The 20,141-nt window shown below is 36.7% G+C and carries 14 protein-coding genes; 4 read left to right on the top strand and 10 right to left on the bottom strand.

Going from position 1 to position 20,141, the window contains the following annotated elements; genetic code table 11:
• Positions 1-53 precede the first annotated feature (53 nt).
• Entirely contained in the window at positions 54-1,763 is a 1,710-nt protein-coding gene (locus I6F66_RS07665) for a GGDEF domain-containing response regulator (RefSeq protein ID WP_197175017.1), read from the top strand.
• A gap of 161 nt (positions 1,764-1,924) precedes the next feature.
• Here I6F66_RS07665 and I6F66_RS07660 read toward each other — a convergent pair whose 3' ends face one another.
• From I6F66_RS07660 to I6F66_RS07650, 3 genes are all read right to left on the bottom strand, one after another.
• Complete coding sequence (locus I6F66_RS07660; protein ID WP_010552557.1) at positions 1,925-2,374, bottom strand: response regulator; 450 nt, start codon at positions 2,372-2,374, stop codon at positions 1,925-1,927.
• Positions 2,371-3,825, bottom strand: coding sequence for an ATP-binding protein (locus I6F66_RS07655; RefSeq protein WP_197175016.1), 1,455 nt, complete (start codon positions 3,823-3,825; stop codon positions 2,371-2,373). The genes I6F66_RS07660 and I6F66_RS07655 overlap by 4 nt, the downstream gene beginning before the upstream one ends.
• A 290-nt stretch (positions 3,826-4,115) precedes the next feature.
• A complete protein-coding gene (locus I6F66_RS07650; RefSeq protein ID WP_007585216.1) occupies positions 4,116-4,553 on the bottom strand; it encodes a PACE efflux transporter in 438 nt (145 codons plus the stop codon).
• 129 nt (positions 4,554-4,682) lie between these two features.
• Here I6F66_RS07650 and I6F66_RS07645 point away from each other — a divergent pair, with 129 nt between their 5' ends.
• Positions 4,683-5,591 carry a LysR family transcriptional regulator gene (locus tag I6F66_RS07645; protein WP_024593784.1) on the top strand — a complete coding sequence of 303 codons (909 nt, stop codon included), beginning with the start codon at positions 4,683-4,685 and terminating at the stop codon, positions 5,589-5,591.
• A 6-nt stretch (positions 5,592-5,597) separates the two neighbouring features.
• Here I6F66_RS07645 and I6F66_RS07640 read toward each other — a convergent pair whose 3' ends face one another.
• The 6 genes from I6F66_RS07640 to I6F66_RS07615 form a co-directional block, all read right to left on the bottom strand.
• Positions 5,598-6,251 carry an MOSC domain-containing protein gene (locus I6F66_RS07640; protein WP_101163847.1) on the bottom strand — a complete coding sequence of 218 codons (654 nt, stop codon included), beginning with the start codon at positions 6,249-6,251 and terminating at the stop codon, positions 5,598-5,600.
• A gap of 388 nt (positions 6,252-6,639) precedes the next feature.
• Positions 6,640-7,572: an alpha-E domain-containing protein gene (locus I6F66_RS07635; RefSeq protein WP_165721829.1), complete on the bottom strand. Its 933-nt coding sequence runs from the start codon at positions 7,570-7,572 to the stop codon at positions 6,640-6,642.
• Between the two features lies 1 nt (position 7,573).
• A complete protein-coding gene (locus I6F66_RS07630) occupies positions 7,574-9,028 on the bottom strand; it encodes a circularly permuted type 2 ATP-grasp protein (protein WP_197209032.1) in 1,455 nt (484 codons plus the stop codon).
• A 46-nt stretch (positions 9,029-9,074) separates the two neighbouring features.
• Positions 9,075-9,953, bottom strand: coding sequence for a transglutaminase family protein (locus I6F66_RS07625; RefSeq protein ID WP_024590933.1), 879 nt, complete (start codon positions 9,951-9,953; stop codon positions 9,075-9,077).
• Positions 9,950-12,469, bottom strand: coding sequence for a circularly permuted type 2 ATP-grasp protein (locus tag I6F66_RS07620; RefSeq protein ID WP_024593781.1), 2,520 nt, complete (start codon positions 12,467-12,469; stop codon positions 9,950-9,952). The genes I6F66_RS07625 and I6F66_RS07620 overlap by 4 nt, the downstream gene beginning before the upstream one ends.
• Before the next feature lie 112 nt (positions 12,470-12,581).
• Positions 12,582-15,893 carry a DUF2126 domain-containing protein gene (locus I6F66_RS07615; protein ID WP_197159523.1) on the bottom strand — a complete coding sequence of 1,104 codons (3,312 nt, stop codon included), beginning with the start codon at positions 15,891-15,893 and terminating at the stop codon, positions 12,582-12,584.
• 757 nt (positions 15,894-16,650) lie between these two features.
• On the opposite strand from I6F66_RS07615, the gene I6F66_RS07610 reads away from it, so the two are divergent.
• Positions 16,651-17,418, top strand: a complete 768-nt coding sequence (locus I6F66_RS07610) for an SHOCT domain-containing protein (protein ID WP_166111424.1) — start codon at positions 16,651-16,653, stop codon at positions 17,416-17,418.
• Positions 17,419-17,486: 68 nt separating this feature from the next.
• Positions 17,487-18,656: a putative zinc-binding metallopeptidase gene (locus I6F66_RS07605; RefSeq protein WP_197140217.1), complete on the top strand. Its 1,170-nt coding sequence runs from the start codon at positions 17,487-17,489 to the stop codon at positions 18,654-18,656.
• Positions 18,657-18,799: 143 nt separating this feature from the next.
• Here I6F66_RS07605 and I6F66_RS07600 read toward each other — a convergent pair whose 3' ends face one another.
• A complete protein-coding gene (locus I6F66_RS07600) occupies positions 18,800-20,119 on the bottom strand; it encodes a hypothetical protein (RefSeq protein ID WP_197159524.1) in 1,320 nt (439 codons plus the stop codon).
• Between the last annotated feature and the right edge of the window lie 22 nt (positions 20,120-20,141).

Genomic DNA, 20,141 nt, shown 5'->3' with positions numbered 1-20,141 from the left:
AAATTATCAATTATAAACGAGCATCATGTAGATGCTGCTCTTAGAAGGAACTTATGAATATTTTAATTGTTGATGATGACTTAGTTGATCGCAAATTAATTAAAAAAATGCTTATTTCTGATGGCTCTCATCATCATGACATTACCGAGGTAACGTGCGTATCCGAAGGCTTGAAAGCCATTGAAGACACGCACTTTGATATAATACTACTCGATTATAATATGCCTAAAGAAGATGGCATTGAAATGCTAATTGAAATGCGTGCAAAGCCTAAACTCGGTAACACCGCAATTATCATGATTAGCTCCTCAGAGAACTCAGCTTTGGCTATTGAGTGTATAGAAGCAGGCGCTCAAGACTTTTTACCAAAAGGTGATATAACGAGGGATAGTTTAAATAAAGCGCTTATATATGCCAAAAAACGCTTCGAGGCAGAACAACGTATGCACAACAGTTATCTTGCTGTAAAGCATATGGCAGAACGGGATCAGCTTACTGGTTTGTCTAATCGATATCATTTTGAAGAAATACTAAAAGTAATGATAGCTAACAATAAACGTGCTAAAAACTGCGTGGCGTTACTTGCTTTAGATTTAGATAACTTCAAAAATATTAATGATACGCTTGGGCATAGTGTTGGCGACGAAATTTTAATACAAACAGTAGAAAGGATTCATAGTTGCCTGAGGCAAAACGAAGGATTTGCACGCTTAGGAGGCGATGAATTTGCAGTTATAATAGGTGGAATTTGCAATATTAATCAAATAGGTATGATAGCAAATAGAATTTTAGCTGAAGTTTCTAAACCCTTTTTGCATGAAGGCAGAACTTTAAATTGCAGTGTTAGCATTGGAAGCGCCATATACCCAAATGATGCTACTGAATCTCATGAACTGCTAAAATGTGCTGATATTGCAATGTATCGCTCAAAGCAAAGTGGTAAAAGTAGAATAAGCTTTTACAAAGAGCAATATCAATATGAATTTAGTCGTCGGGTAGATATTCAAAATAGTATAAAAGAGCATATAGAGGAAAAAAACTTTAGGCTATTTTATCAACCTGTTTATTGTTCAAAAACACAAATAATGACAGGTGTCGAAGCCCTTATCCGTTGGCCAGATACAACCGTTAATTATACCCCCGATGAGTTTATTCCTATTGCTGAAGAGTGCCGATTAATAGCCCCTCTTGGAAAATGGATAATTGCGAGTGCTTTAAAGCAGTTATCTTTGTGGCAGAAAGACTATCAAACGCCGTTAACTCTATCTATTAATATTTCACCGATACAGCTGCAAAGAGAAGTTTTACAAACGTATCTATTAGAGACGGTCGAAAAATACAATTTAAAAACCAGTAGTATTATTCTGGAAATAACAGAAACAGCTTTTATGGAAAACAGTAAAGAAGTGATTGAAATATTAACTTCTTTGTCTAATAAAGGGTTTAGGATTGCTTTGGACGATTTTGGTATGGGTTATTCATCCATATCTCACCTTATTTCCTACCCTATTGATATAGTAAAATTAGACAAAAGCATGCAATCGTTAGGTGGAGAAAATAATAAGCGATTAAAAATAATCGAGAGCTTATCTTTAATGCTGAAAAAACTAGATTTTTCTGTGGTAGCTGAAGGAATCGAAACTGAAACCCAGCATCAGCTGTGTAAAAAATTAAATATAGACTACTTACAAGGTTTTCTCTTTTCAAAGCCTATGCCTGTAAACGAAATTAATTTGCTGCTCGATGACTATAGTAAAAAATAAGCCTTTAATAAATAGGTTATTTTGAGCCTTTGTAAAATTGAAACTTAAATCAAACACCTTTATAACCTTAAGCTAAAAACCTTTGGTTTGTGCCACATACTCAAACTAAAGGTTCTCCAATTGGCACAGCCTAGTGGGTTAAAACTTAAAACACATGCAAATCAGCTGTGTTTTTCCAAATGCTGACCGATGACAGCCAATACTTTTTCTTTTAACTCTGCTGCCTGAAAGCTTCCTTTTACAAGGTAACCTTTAACAAAATCGTGTGACATTATAATCTTTTTTTCTTCTTCTCTTTCTGATGAGCTAAACATCATAACCACACAAGAGCTGATTTCTATCATCTTCCTCAGTTTAGAAAACTCTTCTAAAAACTGAATACCATTGACTCTTGGCATATTGATGTCCAAAAATATGAGTATTGGAGGAAATCCATCAGGGTACTCTTTTCTGTTAGCTTCATAATTTTCTAGAAATTCTAATGCTTCCTGGCCATCTTTTTTTTCAAAAATTGTAAGATCTAATTCAGCCTCTTTAATTAATCTTTTAAGAATATACCGGTCAACTTCATTGTCATCGACAATTAATATAGGGGGTTTAATTTTTGTCATGTTAGCTTATCCATTGGTATTATTATTTTAAACGTCGTACCTTCATCAGAGCTTTGCAGTGATACTTCACCATTTAAATACTCAATATGTTTTTTAACCAGCGCCATCCCTAAACCAGAGCCTGTGCTCGCCTGTGCATGAAATCGCTTAAACATATCAAACACTTCACTTTGATGCTTTTGTGGTATTCCCATTCCGTTATCTGTAACAGTAATAAAAAACGTCTCTTGCTCATTAAAAATGTCACAGCGGACATAAGGCGAGTCTTTATTTCTGTCGTAATACTTCAACCCATTTGATATCAAATTTTCAATAATTTGAGCAAAACGCGCTTTTTCCGACCTTATAGGTACTGATAGATTAATTGTTGTTTCGAGCGTACAAGGATTATCTTTCATGAGCCAAGACAGTCGTTCTTTCATATCAGTAATTAACTGATTAAAGTCAATTACATCTTTATCTTCATTACCAATTTCAGCTTTGGCTAACAATAAAATATCAACAACAAGTGTTTCTAACTTTTCCATTTGTTGATAAATAACCAGTGCATTTCGGCTTGCCTCCTCTGTGTCTCCCGCTTTTATATCTTCGATAACAAAATGCGCTAAGGATTTAGCCCCTGACAGCGGTGACTTCAGGTCATGGGAAGCCCGATAAGCAAACTGGGCAAGCTCATCATTTGCTTGCTGCAGGGAAGCTGTTTGGCTGTTTATAATCTCTTTGAGTTCAATACTGTTTTCAATATTTAAAAGATCATTTTTAATTCGCTGTCTGGCCGCGATAACGAGTGCTTTTAATTCACCCGACGTTTTTATATCAAGTTCATCGTCCAGATTAATATTGTTTTCGGGCTTACTTGATAAAAGTAGAGTTAGATTTCGAATAGAGCTCGATATTGTGCGAGAAAGATAACTTATAAAAAGAATATTAAAAAAAGATATGATTATAACAAGTGGAATTAACGTCATTAGTATAAACGATACTGTTTTTCTAATTGGTTCCTCAAACAGCTCCGTATTTTTATTAAAGCCACTTAGCGAAGTATTAAGATTTAGTAAAAAAGCGTCTCTACTAAGTTCCCCCTTTTTATACTGATTAACCGACAATAAGGCTTTATCAGCAATTTCAATATCGTTTTCACAGATTGTTAATGTATGATCTGTGTTAATAACTTTCATAACAGCATAATTTAACGGGTTTATTTGTTCAATACATTCAATAGGTTGCTGCCTAATTAACAATATATCCGACTCAATGGCATTTATATCTATGGGGATATCATTTTCTATTTTTTTAACTGACTTGGTAAGTTGATGTGTATACTTTAAATGAAGAAAGTTAAGTTGATGAAACTTAGCCCCTTTAGCTATTTCAAAAGCTGAGTAGACAGTAATACTTATCTCTGCTGCAGTTAATATTACAATAAGCATCAGTTTTCTTGAGATATTCATATACGACACCTATTTTAGCTACTAACCCAAAAATCTTTAAATAACACTATAATAATTATAGTATTTATAACCTTAGGTATAGCAGATTTTATCTTTTTTACTAGCTCCTCTATGAATAACAGTTGATATTTAGCTTTATTCACTTTTAATAAAAAGATCCTTTATTAGTTTTTTGCCACTATAAAGCAAACTTGGGTAATATTACGCCTCTAAAAGTACTGGTGCATTGGCAAATACACCAGTAGCTAAATACAAAACTTTGTTAAGTCATCCCATATTTAAAAAGTGTATTAACATGCAGCATTTTTTGAATGAAAAATATAGGCTCGTGTGTGGTCGTACACTAGGTTAAAAGTAAAAGCGTAAAGGGTTATAAAAAAAGTTACGCCGATATCCATTATTAATGCTTCCCATAAGCCTACGTTTAAAATGCTCGCCATTACGGGAATAGTAAAAACAAGTAACCCGCCTTGAAATAAAATCACGTGAAAAATACGGAATAATACAGAACGTTGCTCTTTTGCACCGGTAGCTACTTTGTCAAAAAACCAATTAAAAACAAAATTCCAACACATCGCAATCGTTGCAATTATAATCATAGTGCCTGATAAAGCCGATATTGCATGCTCTGTAAATACAGCCAAACCAATAATCGACAGCGTTACCGCTAATACTTCAAACAAAACAGCCTGAAACATCCTCTCTAGCGACCCCATTTTTGCATCCATAATTAACCCCTTTTACGCCAAATAATTAAAGAAAATAATAGTGACATAATTTAATTATTTGCAAAGTTAGTAGCCATCACCTTTAGTGATAAGATGAGCAAATAAGTACTCACCTTTAAGTTGAATGATATGTATAGTTTTGAGCAACTAAAAATTTTTGTAACCGTGGTAGAAACAGGATCTTTTTCGGCAACAGCCCGAAAGCTTAACCGTGCACAATCGGGAATTAGCCAAGCTATTTCTAATCTTGAAATAGCGATTAATCAAACATTGTTTACGCGTAATAAAAATATACCCAGCTTAACGATCAGTGGTAAGGCATTGTTACCTGTCGCATACTCTATACTTCATCAGCAAAAGTATTTTGACCAAAAAGTGGATGCATTAGCAAAAAATTATGAGCATGAGGTAATTATAGCTATTGATGAAAGCCTAAATAATCAAGATATTTTAAAAGTGATTGCCCCACTTGCTGATCAGTTCCCGATTACTAATTTCGAAATAATATCGACAACAACTGACGATGTAGAAAACTTAGTAAAAATAGGAAAAGCACAAGTAGGTATCATTTATAGTGATGGGGAACTAAAAGTTGATATGGATTTTTTTCTATTAGGTCAAGCTCGATTTTTAACGATTTCATCACCAGAACACCCGCTTGCAAAGCTAAAGGCTGTAACAAGCAATGATTTAAAAGCCCATAGGCAATGTGTTCATCGCAGCCTTAGCCAAAAAGAGTTATGGTTTAGCTACGCAATTAGCTCTAGAATTTGGTACGCAAATACACATCAAACCCTTATCGACTTAGTAGTTCAGGGTATTGGTTGGGCGCTTGTACCCGAGTTTGCTATTAAGAGGTATATAAACCAAGCTGAAGTGGTAACGCTACCCGTTACTCATGAACAAGGCGGTTGGCTTACTCCTGTGGGATGCGTTGTTTCAAGAAGCCAATCAACAGGACCTGTTCTTCAAAGTTTAATAAATAGGTTGCAGCAACACTTTTTAAAGAGTGATAGCGCGGGAATAAAACAGTTTTAAACTGCTTTATTCACTTTTAATAGCAAGCTTCTTCTTTAGCTTTTCTTGCCACTCTACAGCAAGCTCTGGCAAAGTTAATGCTTCTAAAAGTATGTCTTCATAACCTACGTATTTTTTATCAAAAAATGCCTGGAACAGTTTTTTAACTGATATGTCGTGCGAGGCTTTCTTCTCGATAACAACACTATCACCCGTTTTTGCAACGCCTTGCTCTAGTACCCTAAAATAAACGCCAGTGCAGTAATGCTGCGTAAACAGTTTAAGACTGTTTTTATTATTAAGGGCGATAGCGAGTTTAAAACAGGGTACACGAGGCTGGCTTACTTCAAGCAGTGCAGTACCAATTCGAATATGGTCACCTATGTGTATATTCGCTTCATCAAGGTCAGAAATCGTGAAGTTTTCGCCAAAGGCACCTACTGCCAAATCATCATTCTCGAGGGTTTGTTTCCAATACTCATAATGATTGTGAGAAAAAGCATATACCGCTTTATCTACCCCGCCGTGATTAACTAAATCAGCTTGCTCGTCACCTATAATGTTTAGCTTTTCAATCACTACAGGTTCGTTAGTTGGGGTTTTGAATATTCCCGTTTTCACCTCTTTACCATTATGAATAAGAGTTTTAATTTTAGAGATATTAGTCGAGATGATTTTCATTGCAATACCAACGGATGAGGAAGTAAAGATTAATTATGCAGGTTTTAAAATTATTATAAATAAATTTAAGCAAAAAATGACCGCTCAAGACTAGGGCGTGTTTATCTTTGTGGATTGAAATTTATTCAATCTAGGGGCGATTAAATCGCGGCGCGAGGTTTGTAACCTAGTGGGCTAAGTAAAAACCGAGCAACAAAGAGTTAATCGTCCCTAGAAAGAACCCAGAGGGCAGCGCATGTTTGGTATTTATGCTGCGTTATCGCCCATTAATGGGGAATAACCACACTACATAGGCTCTGCCTTGCCTAAAAACCAAACATACTGCTGTAAATTCAACCACCAAAGTTCAACACGCCCTAAGCAGTCATTTCACAATATACAGTTTTTATTATTCTGCTTGTTTTAAAAAATACGTTTCGGCTAGTCCGTTATGTATTCCAGCTAAGTCTATTTGTATTTCATCGATAAAGTCATGCAACAGACCATTTTTAAGTACTCGTACGTCTTTATTTTCTAACTCAACAATTGCATTATCAATTGATTTAATAATTTCTGTTGAGTTTGGCAAAGGTAAAACCAATGCTTTTAATTCATTCATACAAAATAAAATAGATCGTGGGAATACTTTGCTGTGCATCACAAATTCTATTACATCAGCACGCTGTACTCTAACGCCCATTTCTTGGCGATACATTTGATAAGCACTTAACGAACGCAATAAACTGATCCACTGAATATTATCAAACGGCTTCACTTCTTCTTCATTAGTAATTAACGTAGCAGAGCGAATATCTAAAATTCGCGATGTCATATCTGCGCGCTCTATAATCGAACCAAAGCGGATAAAAACGTAGCCCTGATCATGATTAATTGTGGCATCTAACGCCCCAAATATTTGATGGGCTGAATCTATAATCTTTTTTAAATAATCAAAACGTCCGCGCTTTGTTATCCCTTCTTTTTGATTATCTTTTACATAATAATAAAGAGAGTTAATTTCTTCCCATACATCTCGAGGTATTACATCGCGGATTGTACGCGCGCTTTCTCGTGCCGAGGTAATAGAGTTTAAAATTGACGAGCTGTTATCACTACCAACAAGTAAATACCTTAATGCTTTTTGTTCAGTAAAATCAGTATGGTTTTCTGAATACGCTTTACGCACACCAATAATATCAATTAATGGCTCCCAGCCAGTACATACGCCTTTGGGTAAGTCCATCATCAGTAAATTGTTAACGTTGATTAAACGAGCTACATTTTCCGCACGCTCAATGTATCGAGATACCCAATATAAAGTTTCGCCTACTCTTGATAACATATTATTTAGCCTCTTCGTCAACAATCCAAGTATCTTTACTGCCACCACCTTGTGATGAATTAACCACCAAAGAGCCTTTAACCATAGCAACACGCGTTAATCCGCCAGTGGTAACTTGCGTATCTTTACCTGATGATAAAATAAACGGTCTTAAATCGGTATGTCGACCATCTGGTTTATTACCATCAAATGTTGGTACTGTTGATAAATCTAATGTTGGTTGAGCTACCCAGTTTCGTGGGTCCGCTTTAATTTGAGCAATACACGCTTCTTGTTCTTTTTTAGTCGATTTAGGACCAATTAATAATCCATATCCGCCAGATTCATTTGCTGGTTTAACAACAAGCTTATCGATATTTTTAATCACATGGTCGCATTCTTTCGGGTCTAAACATTTGAACGTTGGGACATTAGCAAGTTTAGCTTCCTCGCCTAAGTAGTACTTAATCATCTCAGGTACATAGGCGTAAACTACTTTATCGTCAGCAACACCTGCGCCTGGTGCATTAACTAAAGCCACATTACCTTTAGACCAAGCACGCATTAATCCAGGAACGCCAAGTTGGGATTCTGGTAAAAAGGCTTCTGGGTCTAAATACAAATCATCTATACGACGATAAATAACATCAACTCGTTGTAGCCCTGTGATTGTTCTCATGTATACACAGTCATCTTTTTCAACAACTAAATCGCGCCCTTCTACCAGTTCGCAACCCATTTCTTGGGCAAGGTAACAATGCTCAAAATAAGCGGAGTTAAATACCCCAGGAGTAAGTACCACAACTTCTGGTTTATCTTGTGGGCGAGGTGACATTGCCGCTAGCATATCAAATAATTGTGAAGGGTAATCATCAACAGGTAAAATCGATACTTGCTCAAATAATTCAGGGAATACACGCTTCATTACAGAGCGATTTTCAAGCATATAAGATACACCAGAAGGAACACGCAGGTTATCCTCAAGCACATACATTGTACCGCTACCATCGCGTACTAAATCTGAGCCACAAATATGCGCCCATATCTTATTTGGCGGGTTTATTCCCACGCATTGCTGGCGAAAGTTAACTGATTTTTCTAGTAACCCTTTTGGAAAAACACCATCTTTTATTATTTTTTGGTCGTGGTATAAATCATCTATAAAAAGGTTAAGCGCTTCAACACGTTGCTTTAAACCAACCTCTACGCTTTGCCATTCTTTTTTGCCAATGGTACGCGGTATAATATCAAACGGCCAGGCTCTATCAATCATATTACCTTCGTTGTAAACCGTGAAAGTAATACCCATTTCTTTAATTGCTAAATCAGCAACCGCTCTGGCTTTTACTAATTCTTCTGCTGATAAATTAGCAAAAAATTGTGCTAATTGTGTTCCATGCGATCTAACGTTTCCTTGTGCATCAATTAATTCATCAAAGAAACCTTTTGTTTGGTACGCTTTCCAATCAATTTTCATACACTCTTTCACCTTATCCATCATCATATATGACGTAGTTAAACTGCTATTCCATTCGAATCATATCAACCGCTACATCAAGCAATTGACTACCGCCACCAAATACCACTCCTTTTAAAGGAGTTACGTCAGAAAAGTCTCGCCCTACGGCTAGAGTAATATGCTGATCGCGTGGTAAAACATTATTTGTTGGATCAAAATCAACCCAACCAAAGTTTGGCACAAATACCGCAAACCATGCATGAGTTGCATCTGCACCTTCGAGCTTTTCTTCGCCTTCTGGCGGCATGGTTTCTATGTACCCACTTACGTATCGACCTGCTAACCCTACGCTGCGTAAGCATGCAAGCGCAAAGTGTGCAAAGTCTTGGCAAACGCCCCTTTTTTGTGCAAAAACAGTGCTCAAAGGCGTACTAATTGTTGTAAAACCAGGATCATAATGAAATTCATGAAAAATCCGTGCCATTAAATCTTTGCATGCAGAAATTATATTTTTGTGTGCATCAAACGAAATTAATGCGTATTCCTTAATTCCTTTATCTATTGGAATAAGCTGTGAAGGTAGTACAAATTCAGACGTTTTTAATAATTCCGCCGTATTTGGTTTAACCAATAAATCACGTACTTTTCGCCAAGCAATATCAACACTCTCTAAATTGCTATTAGCGCCGACTAACAGTTCTACCTCGCTGATCATCGTTACTTTAAGTTTTTTATGCTGTATTGCTATTTCAAACGCTGTTACCTGATTATTAAAATAATCAGTAAATGTTTGTAAGTAAGTCGGTGTAGGTTCAATTTCTACACGACTACTGTGGCATATTTGCCCGCGATTCGTTTTTGGCGTTAATCGCGCTTGGTTTTGACACAAACTAACAAAGTCTGAATAGTTGTATGTAGTCGAGTGCTTTATTTTATATTTCACGATTGAGCTTGCTCAATATTAGTCCAGTTCAATTTATTTGCCGTTTGGGTATGAGAAAAATACTGTAGTAATAATACATCACAAAATGTATCTAAGTTCATACGCGTATTATGGTTAAATTCGATTAACTGGTTACGTTGTCCATTTTCACTTTTTTGTAGGTAATCTTTCTCAGTTACATAACAACTTGTTTTAGACAGTAAAATTGCTTTTTCGTGTGCCGCAATTACGCCTTGTCTGCGTTTTGTGGGTAAATGCTTACACAACTTATTAATTTCCTCTAACTGAAATAATAAAGAACGTGGGTATTCAGCATCTAAAAGTAATAACTCAAGCCCTGTACCAATGGTTTGATACATTCTGTATCGGCGCTTATGCGTAACTAAACTAACTTGGCAACTTAGCACTGCTTCAAGTAAGCCAAGCTCTTCGGGCTCGTCTAACTCTTTGGTTAATAAAGCCGCACTTAGTGATGTTATTTGTAAGCTACGCTCTACTCTTCTGCCCATTTCGAGTAAAAACCAGCCGTTACTATTTGGCATACAATCTGTAATCGAGCCATTAAAAGCCATAATTGAGCCTATAACTCTATCTAGGCTGCTTTGCATTGCACGCGTTGGAATATTAATATTTACATTTTTAAATACTTTAATTTGCTCATTAATATCATCAATTATTCGGCGGCTATCATGAGATAGTAATTCTTGAATTTGCACCGACGCATTAGCAATGTACTTTAATGTATTAATAATACTGCCAGCGCATTGCTCGTCTGCAAGGAGTTGAAAGGCAGTTTCTTTAGACAGATTTACATCAATTCCATCTAGTTTTAAATCAGGTTCTATATAGGGATAAACAATATATTGCGACCTAATGGCATTAGAAAGCCGTGCAACTATACTTTTTCGTATTGAATCTGGGTAAACAGAAAATTCGGTGTACTTGTCTATAAAAATACGCAATATACGTATGGTGTTTTCGCAGCGTTCTAAGTATCGACCCAACCAAAAAAGGTGCTCAGCCGTACGGCTCGAAATAACCCCTTCAAGTAGCGTTACATCCATTCTTTTTCTAATTGGCACCGGTGGATTATGCTCGCCTAAATCAACTCTATCGGCTGTATTTATCCATGTATCTTTGATCCAACCAGATATTCTCGGGTTGTTACTTTTTTCGTTCGAAAAACACAGTGCTGAAGGAAGTACTTCTACGCCATTTTCTGTGGTTAATGCATAACACCTAAACACCACTGGCTTGGAGATTAATTGCCCGTCATGCCAAAATGGTGCACTACTAAAAGAAGGTTTTTCTTGGAAAAAGTAATTATCGGGTTCTTTGCTAATAAGTAGCTTTATTTCTTGCTCGTCTAACACTCCATCTAACTTAAGTGTAGGGTCTATAGCAGATAGTAGTTCGAGGTTATTCCAATCAATGGCTTGCGCTTCTTTTACACTTAAGTAATTTGGCTCACCTAACAACAGCGGTTGTTTTAAAATTTGCTGCGATAACTTTTCTAAGTTGCATTTTATTGAAGGTGACGAGAGCACACCACTACCAAACGGGTTTAAAACCTTAACCGACCCTTGTCGTACCGATTGTAATAAGCCCGGAATACCATGAAGTGAATATTCAGTTTGCTCTAAAGAGTCAATACAACGATCAGAAACCCAGCGTAAAATGACATTAATTTTACCCAAGCCTTGTAACGATTTTAAACAAACGTCACCACCACGTACGGTTAAGTCGGCGCTTTGTACTAATGTGTAGCCAAAGTAGGTAGATAGGAATGCATGCTCGTTGTAGTTAGGGTCATCAATTCCTTGGGTTAGAATTACAATTCGTGGGTCATCCATATAGTGGGTATATTCATTAATACCCTCTTGGAATAGGTTTAAAAATTCTTTAATTTGCTGAACATTACATTCGGCAAATTCTTCAGCCATTACACGCCTTGCAATAATACGGCTTTTAATTAATAGCCCTAAGCCTAACGGGCACTGACAATGATCGCTTAATACTTTAAATTCGCCTGTTGGCGTGCGGTAAACATCTAATGCAGTAAAAAATAGTGTTAATTCGTTACTAGGTAAGCTAAAACCTTCGCGTAAGTAATTAGGGTCTTGAAAAAGCTGCTTTGCAGGAATATGACCATCAACTAATAATGTTTGGTCACCGTAAATATCTTGCTGAATTTTATTTAATAAAAGGGTTCTCTGTTTTATTCCCTCTTCGAGCAACGCCCAATCAGCTTTAGATAACATAAATGGCAACGGGTCGAAGTGCCACTGCTTATTGCTTTCATTTTTAATATTGCCATTTTGTAGCAATTGGCTTATTTCTGTAGCGCGGCTACTAACATCATCTGCTGTTAGACTAGCTAAACGCTTAAATAAAGTATCCCAATGGTCTGGGTTTAAACCACTGTGGTTTGCTAGTTCATCATGTCCATGTGATTTATCAAGGTATAAAGACAACCACTCAGGCAATTCCGGCATCGCGTTATTGTTAATATACAAGCTGAAAGCGCTCCAATTTATAGTAAATAGCCGTGTTCATAATGATGCTTTAAAAATATTTAGTCATTCCACTTTAAATAATTTCAAAGTGGAATGACACAACTATCAATTATTATTTAAAGTTAGGCTGCCTGCGTAAATCCAAGGTATTTGGATAATCAGGATTACTACTTTCTTCATCAGGTACCACGTATTCACTTGCGCTTTGCGCCGATTGAAAACTATGCGTAACCGCCGATGGGCTCCAGCTTGGTTCTGCTGATGCAAGTAACGATGGTGTATGCCCATGCTCCCAAAATCTTGCAACTCTGCGCCCTTCAGCTTCAAATGCATTAACCGGTAGCGTTTCAGGATTACGACCCCCAGCATGGCTCACATGATATACAAAGCCTCCAACTGAACGACCTTCCCACGTATCGATTAAATCAAAAACTAATGGAGCATGTACGCCAATAGTTGGGTGAAGCGCTGTAGGTGGTTGCCAAGCTCTGTATCGTATACCCGCGACCATTTCATCTTTTGCTTTACCTTTAACCGGTTTAAGCGGCACTCTTCGACCATTACACGTTACAACATAGCGATCGCTCATTGTTCCTTGTACTTTTATTTGCACTCTTTCTAATGACGAATCTACATAGCGCGCCGTACCCGACGCACTTGCCTCTTCGCCTAGTACATGCCAAGGCTCGATTGCGGTTCTAAGCTCAAGTGTAACGTTATCAAGTTCTCGCGTTCCACATACCGGAAACCTAAATTCAAAAAATGGATTTAACCAACTTAACTGAAATTGAAAACCTGCTTGTTGTAAATCGCGGCTTACTTCAGCTAAATCGTTTTCTACATATTGTGGTAATAAAAATTTGTCGTGTAACTCTGTACCCCAACGTATTAATGGCTTGTGGTAAGGTTTTTTCCAAAACCAAGCAAGTAAAGTACGCAACAGTAGCATTTGCACTAAACTCATTTGTGAATGTGGAGGCATTTCAAAGCCTCTAAATTCTACAATCCCTAAACGACCTGTGGCTGAGTCGGGTGAATAGAGCTTATCAATACAAAATTCTGCTCTGTGTGTATTACCCGTTAAATCCACTAATAAATTACGCAGTAACCTATCAACTAACCAAGGTTCAGGCACCTCACCTTCGGGCATATGCGAAAAGGCAATTTCTAGCTCGTATAAAACTTCATCACGGGCTTCATCCACTCGCGGCGCTTGGCTTGTAGGACCAATAAAAAGCCCCGAAAATAAATACGACAAACCAGGATGATGCTGCCAATAGGTAATAAAACTTCTTAAAATATCAGGTCTGCGTAAAAATGGGCTTTGCTCAGGTGTTTCGCCACCAAGCGTTACGTGGTTACCACCACCAGTACCAGTATGGCGACCATCTGCCATAAACTTATCAGTACCTAATCGGCATTCTTTTGCTAAACCGTATAACGTTGTAGTTCGACTGACTAATTGATCCCACGATGTTGAAGGATGAATGTTTACTTCAATAACACCTGGATCTGGCGTTACAGCGTATTTTTCTACGCGGCTATCTTTAGGTGGGCTATAGCCTTCAATAACAAGCGGCATTTTAAGTTCTTTTGCTACACTCTCTATACTACTTATTAAACCCATGTAATGTTCAAAATGACTTGTTGGTGGCATAAATATATATAAACGCCCCTCTCTCACTTCCATTACAAGCGCAGTTTTAACCATTTCTTTACCAATAAAGCCCTTTTTAAGCTTTTTAGCTTTGGTAAAATTTTCTGGAATATCAAACGGGTCGCGGTCAATAATATTGCCGCTCCACTCAAGGCTGTCTAAAGGTAGGCGATAACCAAGTGGTGATTCACCCGGCAATAAAAAACAATGACCCCGTTTAAACTCCCACGTACACGACTGCCAACAGTTTTTACTATCGTTCCATTTTAAAGGTAGAACATAGCCAACAGGCTTTTCTATGCCTTTATCCATTTTAGCTAAAAAGCCTTTTCGGCTCATTGCATGAAGAAGTTCTGGTTGATCAGGCTTTATTTCGGTAGGTAATGAAGCTTCTTGCCACATGTGATATAAAATATCTTCATAAGCCGTAGTAAGTGCCTTGGTTTCAAGACCAAGTGAGTCACACAGTTTATCAGCAAACTTTTTAGTATCGGTATGATCAAATTTATAATCTTTATTAGGATCGGCTAATAGTGCAGCATCTTGCCATAAAGGCTCGCCGTCTTTGCGCCAATAGCACGCATATTGCCAACGTGGTAATGGCTCACCCGGATACCATTTACCTTGTCCGTAATGAGTAAAGCCACCTTTTGTGTATACTTTATTCATTTCTACAAATAAATTTTGAGCTAATATTCTTTTTTCTTTACCATCGGCATCAGTATTCCACTGAGAATGTTCCATATCGTCAATAGAAATAAACGTAGGCTCGCCACCCATAGTTAAATGTATGTTTTCTTCATTGTAAACATTGTCAACGTGCTGACCTAAGCGGTTAATTGCCGCCCACTGCGCCTCAGAATACGGCTTAGTAACACGTGGGTCTTCGTGTACACGCGTTACTTTATTATAAAAGCTAAACTCAGATTTACAGTCGTCTATACCGCCGGTTACCGGCGCTGCCGAGCTTGGCTCTGGCGTACACGCCAATGGAATATGACCTTCACCAGCAAATAAACCCGAGGTAGGATCAAGCCCTATCCAACCTGCACCCGGAATATACACCTCGGTCCATGCATGCAAATCGGTAAAGTCTTCTTCTGGACCGCTTGGACCATCTAGTGATTTTTGATCAGACGTTAGCTGTACTAGGTAACCCGATACAAATCGAGATGCCAACCCTAAATGACGAAACAATTGTACTAACAACCAAGCAGAATCACGACACGAACCTGTTTTTTTACTTATTGTTTCGTTTGCCGTTTGCACACCGGGTTCTAGCCGAATGCCATAACCTACTAATTCATAAATAGCTTGATTAACAGCCACTAAAAAATCAACGCTTCTAAGCGGCTCTTTAGGGTTTAAAGATTCAATTAATTCTTTAAATTTTGGACTGGCTTTGCGTTTTTTTAAATAAGGAGTGAGTTCTGACTTTGAAATAGTATCGTAAACAAATGGGAAGTTTTCGGCGTAATCTTCTAAAAAGAAATCAAAAGGATTAATAACCGTTAGTTCGGCGACCAAATCAACTGTAAAACTAAATTCGGTAGTTGGCTTGTTAAACACCACCCTCGCTTGGTAATTACCAAAAGGGTCTTGTTGCCAATTTATATAGTGATCTTCTGGAACTATTTTTAAAGAATAACTTTTAATTTTTGTACGGCTATGTGGCGCTGGACGTAATCGGAATATATGCGGCCCCATATTAACTGACCGATCGTATTTATACTGAGTATGGTGCGAAATTCCAACTGTAATTGTCATCTATTAATTCCCCTTTAATAATGTATAGCCACAATATAACGCTGAAAATATTATTTGGACTAATTCACCTGTGCAATTTTTATACCAAAAGACTTGCTTAAGTAGTACTGTTCATCCACTCGCGGCTCTTGCACAAAGCAACGTTATGCATAAAGGTTTTGACCTAATTAATAGGAAAAACACACCAATTAAATAAATAGTAAACTTAGTGTAATTTAAACCATCAATTTTAGATTTTTAATGGTGCAGAAAATGCACCAAAACAGTGCTTTAAAATAACTTACAATTAAAGCTAATTAATTTAAAATATTGAAATAAAACAAATAAAATTAATTTTTCAAAATACTTACTCCGTTATTTATAACGCTAAACGGGTATAATTAAAAGTATTTATTTAGAGTTTAAAAATCATTAAAAATAATCATTAAATAGAAAGAAATAGTTCACAATAAAGCTGCTGTTAAAGTAAGTAACGGTGCTATACTAGATCGATTTTTAACCGCTTACGTTACAGCGAAACTAACAATCTCGATGAGATAAAACAAGTAACTTTTAATACAAAGATGCTTGTTTTAAAGATTAGTTTTGCAGCGGTGTGTTTTAATTTCAGACAAAACAGAACACGTCCAATTTGAAAAACCAACACATCTCACTAACCTGTTAATTTTTCATTATCATCAATGCTAAAGGTAATGCAGCACTAGCGTATTTTCAGATTTTTTAAATCAACCCAATCTACCTAATAGGATATTTTCTTATGCAAAAGCTAACGGATGTCGGTGAAAACTTAGTTAATGGTATAGCATCTCGTTATAACCTCAGCCACGATGCAGTACTACATATGTTAGTAAGCGTTAATAACGGCGGTGGCTCTATGGCTCAGTTTAATTGCCCAGAGCTTGGTGGTTCTGGTCAATGGATGCGCGGCGGAATGACTATGGTTGGCGATATGTTTAACAACGGCTTAAAATCAACCGTTGATAACTTATGCAACGAACTCGCTAATGTATTAAATAATAATCAAATATTTCCGGTTATTCCCGCAGGAACGCCTGGCAGCAATCAATGGTGGCCAGGTAATTTAGGCAGCCCATTTAGTAGTGGAGCGCAAAATAATATTCGCTACGCTATTTTCCCTAATCGCTTAGCCGTTGAATTAAATGGACAAGTGAGCGTATACGACACGCTAGATCACAATATTGGTGGAGTGAGCCAACAGCAAGGCAATAATACCTCTCTTACATTTAACAGTCAGTGGGGAACAATTAATGTTAATACTCTGCCATTAATTTCAGGACAAACGCCACCGGCTCCTCAAAAAGACTTTACGCAGCAAGTAACGCAGCCGAATTTTGCATCGTTAACACCAAACCAAGTTGAAGCACCTGTTAATAATACAATAGCGCAATATTCGGTAGACGAAACGCTTCAGATTATAGAGAAGCTAGCACAACTTCGCGACTCTAATGCGCTTAGTGATGATGAATTTAATATTAAAAAGTCTGAACTATTAAAAAGGATTTAACTACTATCCTCAAATAGCATAACGCTAACTAAAAGTGGTTTATACAGTCTCTTTTTATTCGGTAACATATGAAAACATTTAAATGTAATTGCACAGATCAACTTATTTTATTTTTTGAAAGCAGCCATTGTTTGGCTTGTGGCAGAACCGTGGGTATTGATGATGAGTTCGACCAAGTTGAACCCTATGAAATTGATGAACAATCGGGGCTATTTTACAAAGCAGAAGCGCCTGAAGTTTTTTATAAAAAATGTGATAACAACGCTCAGTATCACGTATGCAATGGCATGGTTAATTTAGATACATTTATACCCGTTGCCGATAAAGACGAAGTGCTGTGTTTTTCGTGTCGCTTTAATGAAACTGTGCCCGATTTAAGTATTGTTGAACATATTCCATTATGGAAAAAAATGGAGACAGCAAAACGTCGCGCTTTGTATACATTAAAGTCATTATCACTCCCTTTAAATACAACGATTCAAGAACCTGAAAGCGGATTAAGCTTCGATTTTATAGCAGACCGTAACGTAAGCGATCACTTTGTAAGCCCTATTATAGGTCAAGACGTTGTATTTACAGGACACGATTGCGGACATATCACTATAAACCTAGCCGAGGCAGACGACGTAGCACGCTCACAAGCTAAAATAGCAATGGGTGAGCGTTATCGTACCTTACTTGGTCATTTTCGCCATGAACTTGGTCATTATTATTTTGATCAACTAATTGCAAATTCACCAAAAAAACATGCTTTATGTAAGCAATATTTTGGTGATGACGAATTAGATTACCAGCAAGCGCTCGACACTCACTACAAGCAAGGTGCGCCAGCTAACTGGCATGAAACCTTTATTAGTGAATACGCTACTATGCACCCTTATGAAGACTGGGCAGAAACATGGGCGCATTACATGCATATTATCGATACGCTAGAAACAGCCAAAAACTTTTCAATTACAGGCTCAACAACAGGTAATGAGTTTGAATTAGATGAAGCAGACGAGCTTAGATTGCCACAAAGTGCTTATTACTTTAATTCACAAACATCGATTGATGCTATTTTAGATACTTGGATGGAATTTTCGATTATTCTAAATTCACTAAATCGCAGCATGGGACTTGCCGATGCCTACCCATTTGTACTAACTCAAGCGGTGCGAACTAAGTTATCTTTCATCCATCATGCTATCCATAACAGGCTCAATTTAATGCCTGATGTGAGCATTGGAAAAGTGTAATAAAATAAGCTCAGTCCAAAAAACATTTTAATAAAGAGCCATTTATTCTTGCTATGACTTTTCATGCATAGGTAGGTGGCTTTTTTATGATGAGAAAAAAGCCGTAAAAATAGTATATCCCCTACTTTCTCGCTGAAGCTTTGTTAGTTTGTCACAGCGAGGTTATTCTTAAGTCGACTTATGATTTTTTCTTGGTAAATACTAACTGTAGAAAACTTTTGTATTGAAACAAATAAGTCAGTTAGTTTTTCGTTTGATATATCAGAGATATTAATCCCTTTATATATAATAGGTGCATTATTTTGTCTGGTTAGATTATTCGACAGTAAAATATTCAATTTTACTGTACGTGCTAACTCTTCTTGATATAGAAAAAATTCTCTTAAATGTGTGCTAACAATATTGGCTGATTTTGATCTGTCTATCATTAAAATTTCGTCAATTAGTCGATTTAACCTGCTGCGAGACTCTATTGCTTCGTCGAGAATATCTAACCAATTAAGTTCGCTATTTGATAGTAAAGATAAAAAGTATACCGTACGTGCTTTATTGTAATTAATAAAACCAGGCCACATAACATCTTCGCTAGATACTTTAAGTGCTTTATCGAACTGCTCAGCGGCAGATTTAAGATACATACTTACTTCTTCAAGTATTGATGGCTCTATGGTATTAATATTTTTTTGAGCCAGCTCTAAACCATCAATCGACAAAATATCTACAGAGTTCATATTTAGCGACTCTCGTAATAAATGCATGCCTTTTTTGTTGTAATACAAACCTAGGTAATTATGGTAAATGGTTTTTGTAACTGGATTACGAAGAATTGGACCTCTCACATGAAGTAAGTCTGCATGAATATTAAAATTATCATCAGCTACAAAACTTTGGTAAGACACAACAGCTTTAAATAGCTTTATTGTTTCCGTTATTTGAATTGAATTACCTTTACTCACCGAGTGCAATATTTCACAGCGCCTATCAACTTCTGACAAAATTGTATCCATACGCTTTTTATAAAGCACTTTGTTAGTTTCTGATGCATTAAAAACAGCTGGAAATAAAACAATTAGGTCAATTATATACTGAAGGGTATCGGCAAAAAGAACGGCGGTTTCTGACTCTTTTTTTAGTTTATGCTCAATAGAGTCAAAAATTTCTTTCTCTAGTGTATTTTCATCTTGGGATTTAAACTGATTAATTAACTCTGGAAGTGAGGTTACGTAATTTTCATTATCTAAAATGTTACCTTCCATTTTACTAATGTTATTTACACTATCAATTGATGTATATGTTCTAACAGTAATAAATAAAGCTAATACGGCTATACAAAAGCTTACTGTTGATATAGTAAAGCTTAGTAAATCTTTACCTTCTTTTAAATCATATACCCATACAGCAAGAAAAGCTGAAAGTAGAACAAGTAATAATATTGTAAAATATAACATTTTTGATGTGCGCATATGTCTTCCAAACTTGGGTCGA

The organism is Pseudoalteromonas sp. NZS100_1 (assembly GCF_015864285.1).
GTDB classification, from domain to species: domain Bacteria; phylum Pseudomonadota; class Gammaproteobacteria; order Enterobacterales; family Alteromonadaceae; genus Pseudoalteromonas; species Pseudoalteromonas arctica.
This window is presented reverse-complemented; position numbering and strand designations above follow the sequence as displayed.

What these genes read in the sequence shown, in the direction of transcription:
- I6F66_RS07630 (WP_197209032.1), bottom strand. Translation starts at nt 9,028, where the DNA reads ATGAAAATTGATTGGAAAGCGTACCAAACAAAAGGTTTCTTTGATGAA.
- I6F66_RS07610 (WP_166111424.1), top strand. Translation starts at nt 16,651, where the DNA reads ATGCAAAAGCTAACGGATGTCGGTGAAAACTTAGTTAATGGTATAGCA.
- I6F66_RS07600 (WP_197159524.1), bottom strand. Translation starts at nt 20,119, where the DNA reads ATGCGCACATCAAAAATGTTATATTTTACAATATTATTACTTGTTCTA.
- I6F66_RS07615 (WP_197159523.1), bottom strand. Translation starts at nt 15,893, where the DNA reads ATGACAATTACAGTTGGAATTTCGCACCATACTCAGTATAAATACGAT.
- I6F66_RS07640 (WP_101163847.1), bottom strand. Translation starts at nt 6,251, where the DNA reads ATGAAAATCATCTCGACTAATATCTCTAAAATTAAAACTCTTATTCAT.
- I6F66_RS07650 (WP_007585216.1), bottom strand. Translation starts at nt 4,553, where the DNA reads ATGGATGCAAAAATGGGGTCGCTAGAGAGGATGTTTCAGGCTGTTTTG.
- I6F66_RS07665 (WP_197175017.1), top strand. Translation starts at nt 54, where the DNA reads ATGAATATTTTAATTGTTGATGATGACTTAGTTGATCGCAAATTAATT.
- I6F66_RS07645 (WP_024593784.1), top strand. Translation starts at nt 4,683, where the DNA reads ATGTATAGTTTTGAGCAACTAAAAATTTTTGTAACCGTGGTAGAAACA.
- I6F66_RS07660 (WP_010552557.1), bottom strand. Translation starts at nt 2,374, where the DNA reads ATGACAAAAATTAAACCCCCTATATTAATTGTCGATGACAATGAAGTT.
- I6F66_RS07635 (WP_165721829.1), bottom strand. Translation starts at nt 7,572, where the DNA reads ATGTTATCAAGAGTAGGCGAAACTTTATATTGGGTATCTCGATACATT.
- I6F66_RS07605 (WP_197140217.1), top strand. Translation starts at nt 17,487, where the DNA reads ATGAAAACATTTAAATGTAATTGCACAGATCAACTTATTTTATTTTTT.
- I6F66_RS07655 (WP_197175016.1), bottom strand. Translation starts at nt 3,825, where the DNA reads ATGAATATCTCAAGAAAACTGATGCTTATTGTAATATTAACTGCAGCA.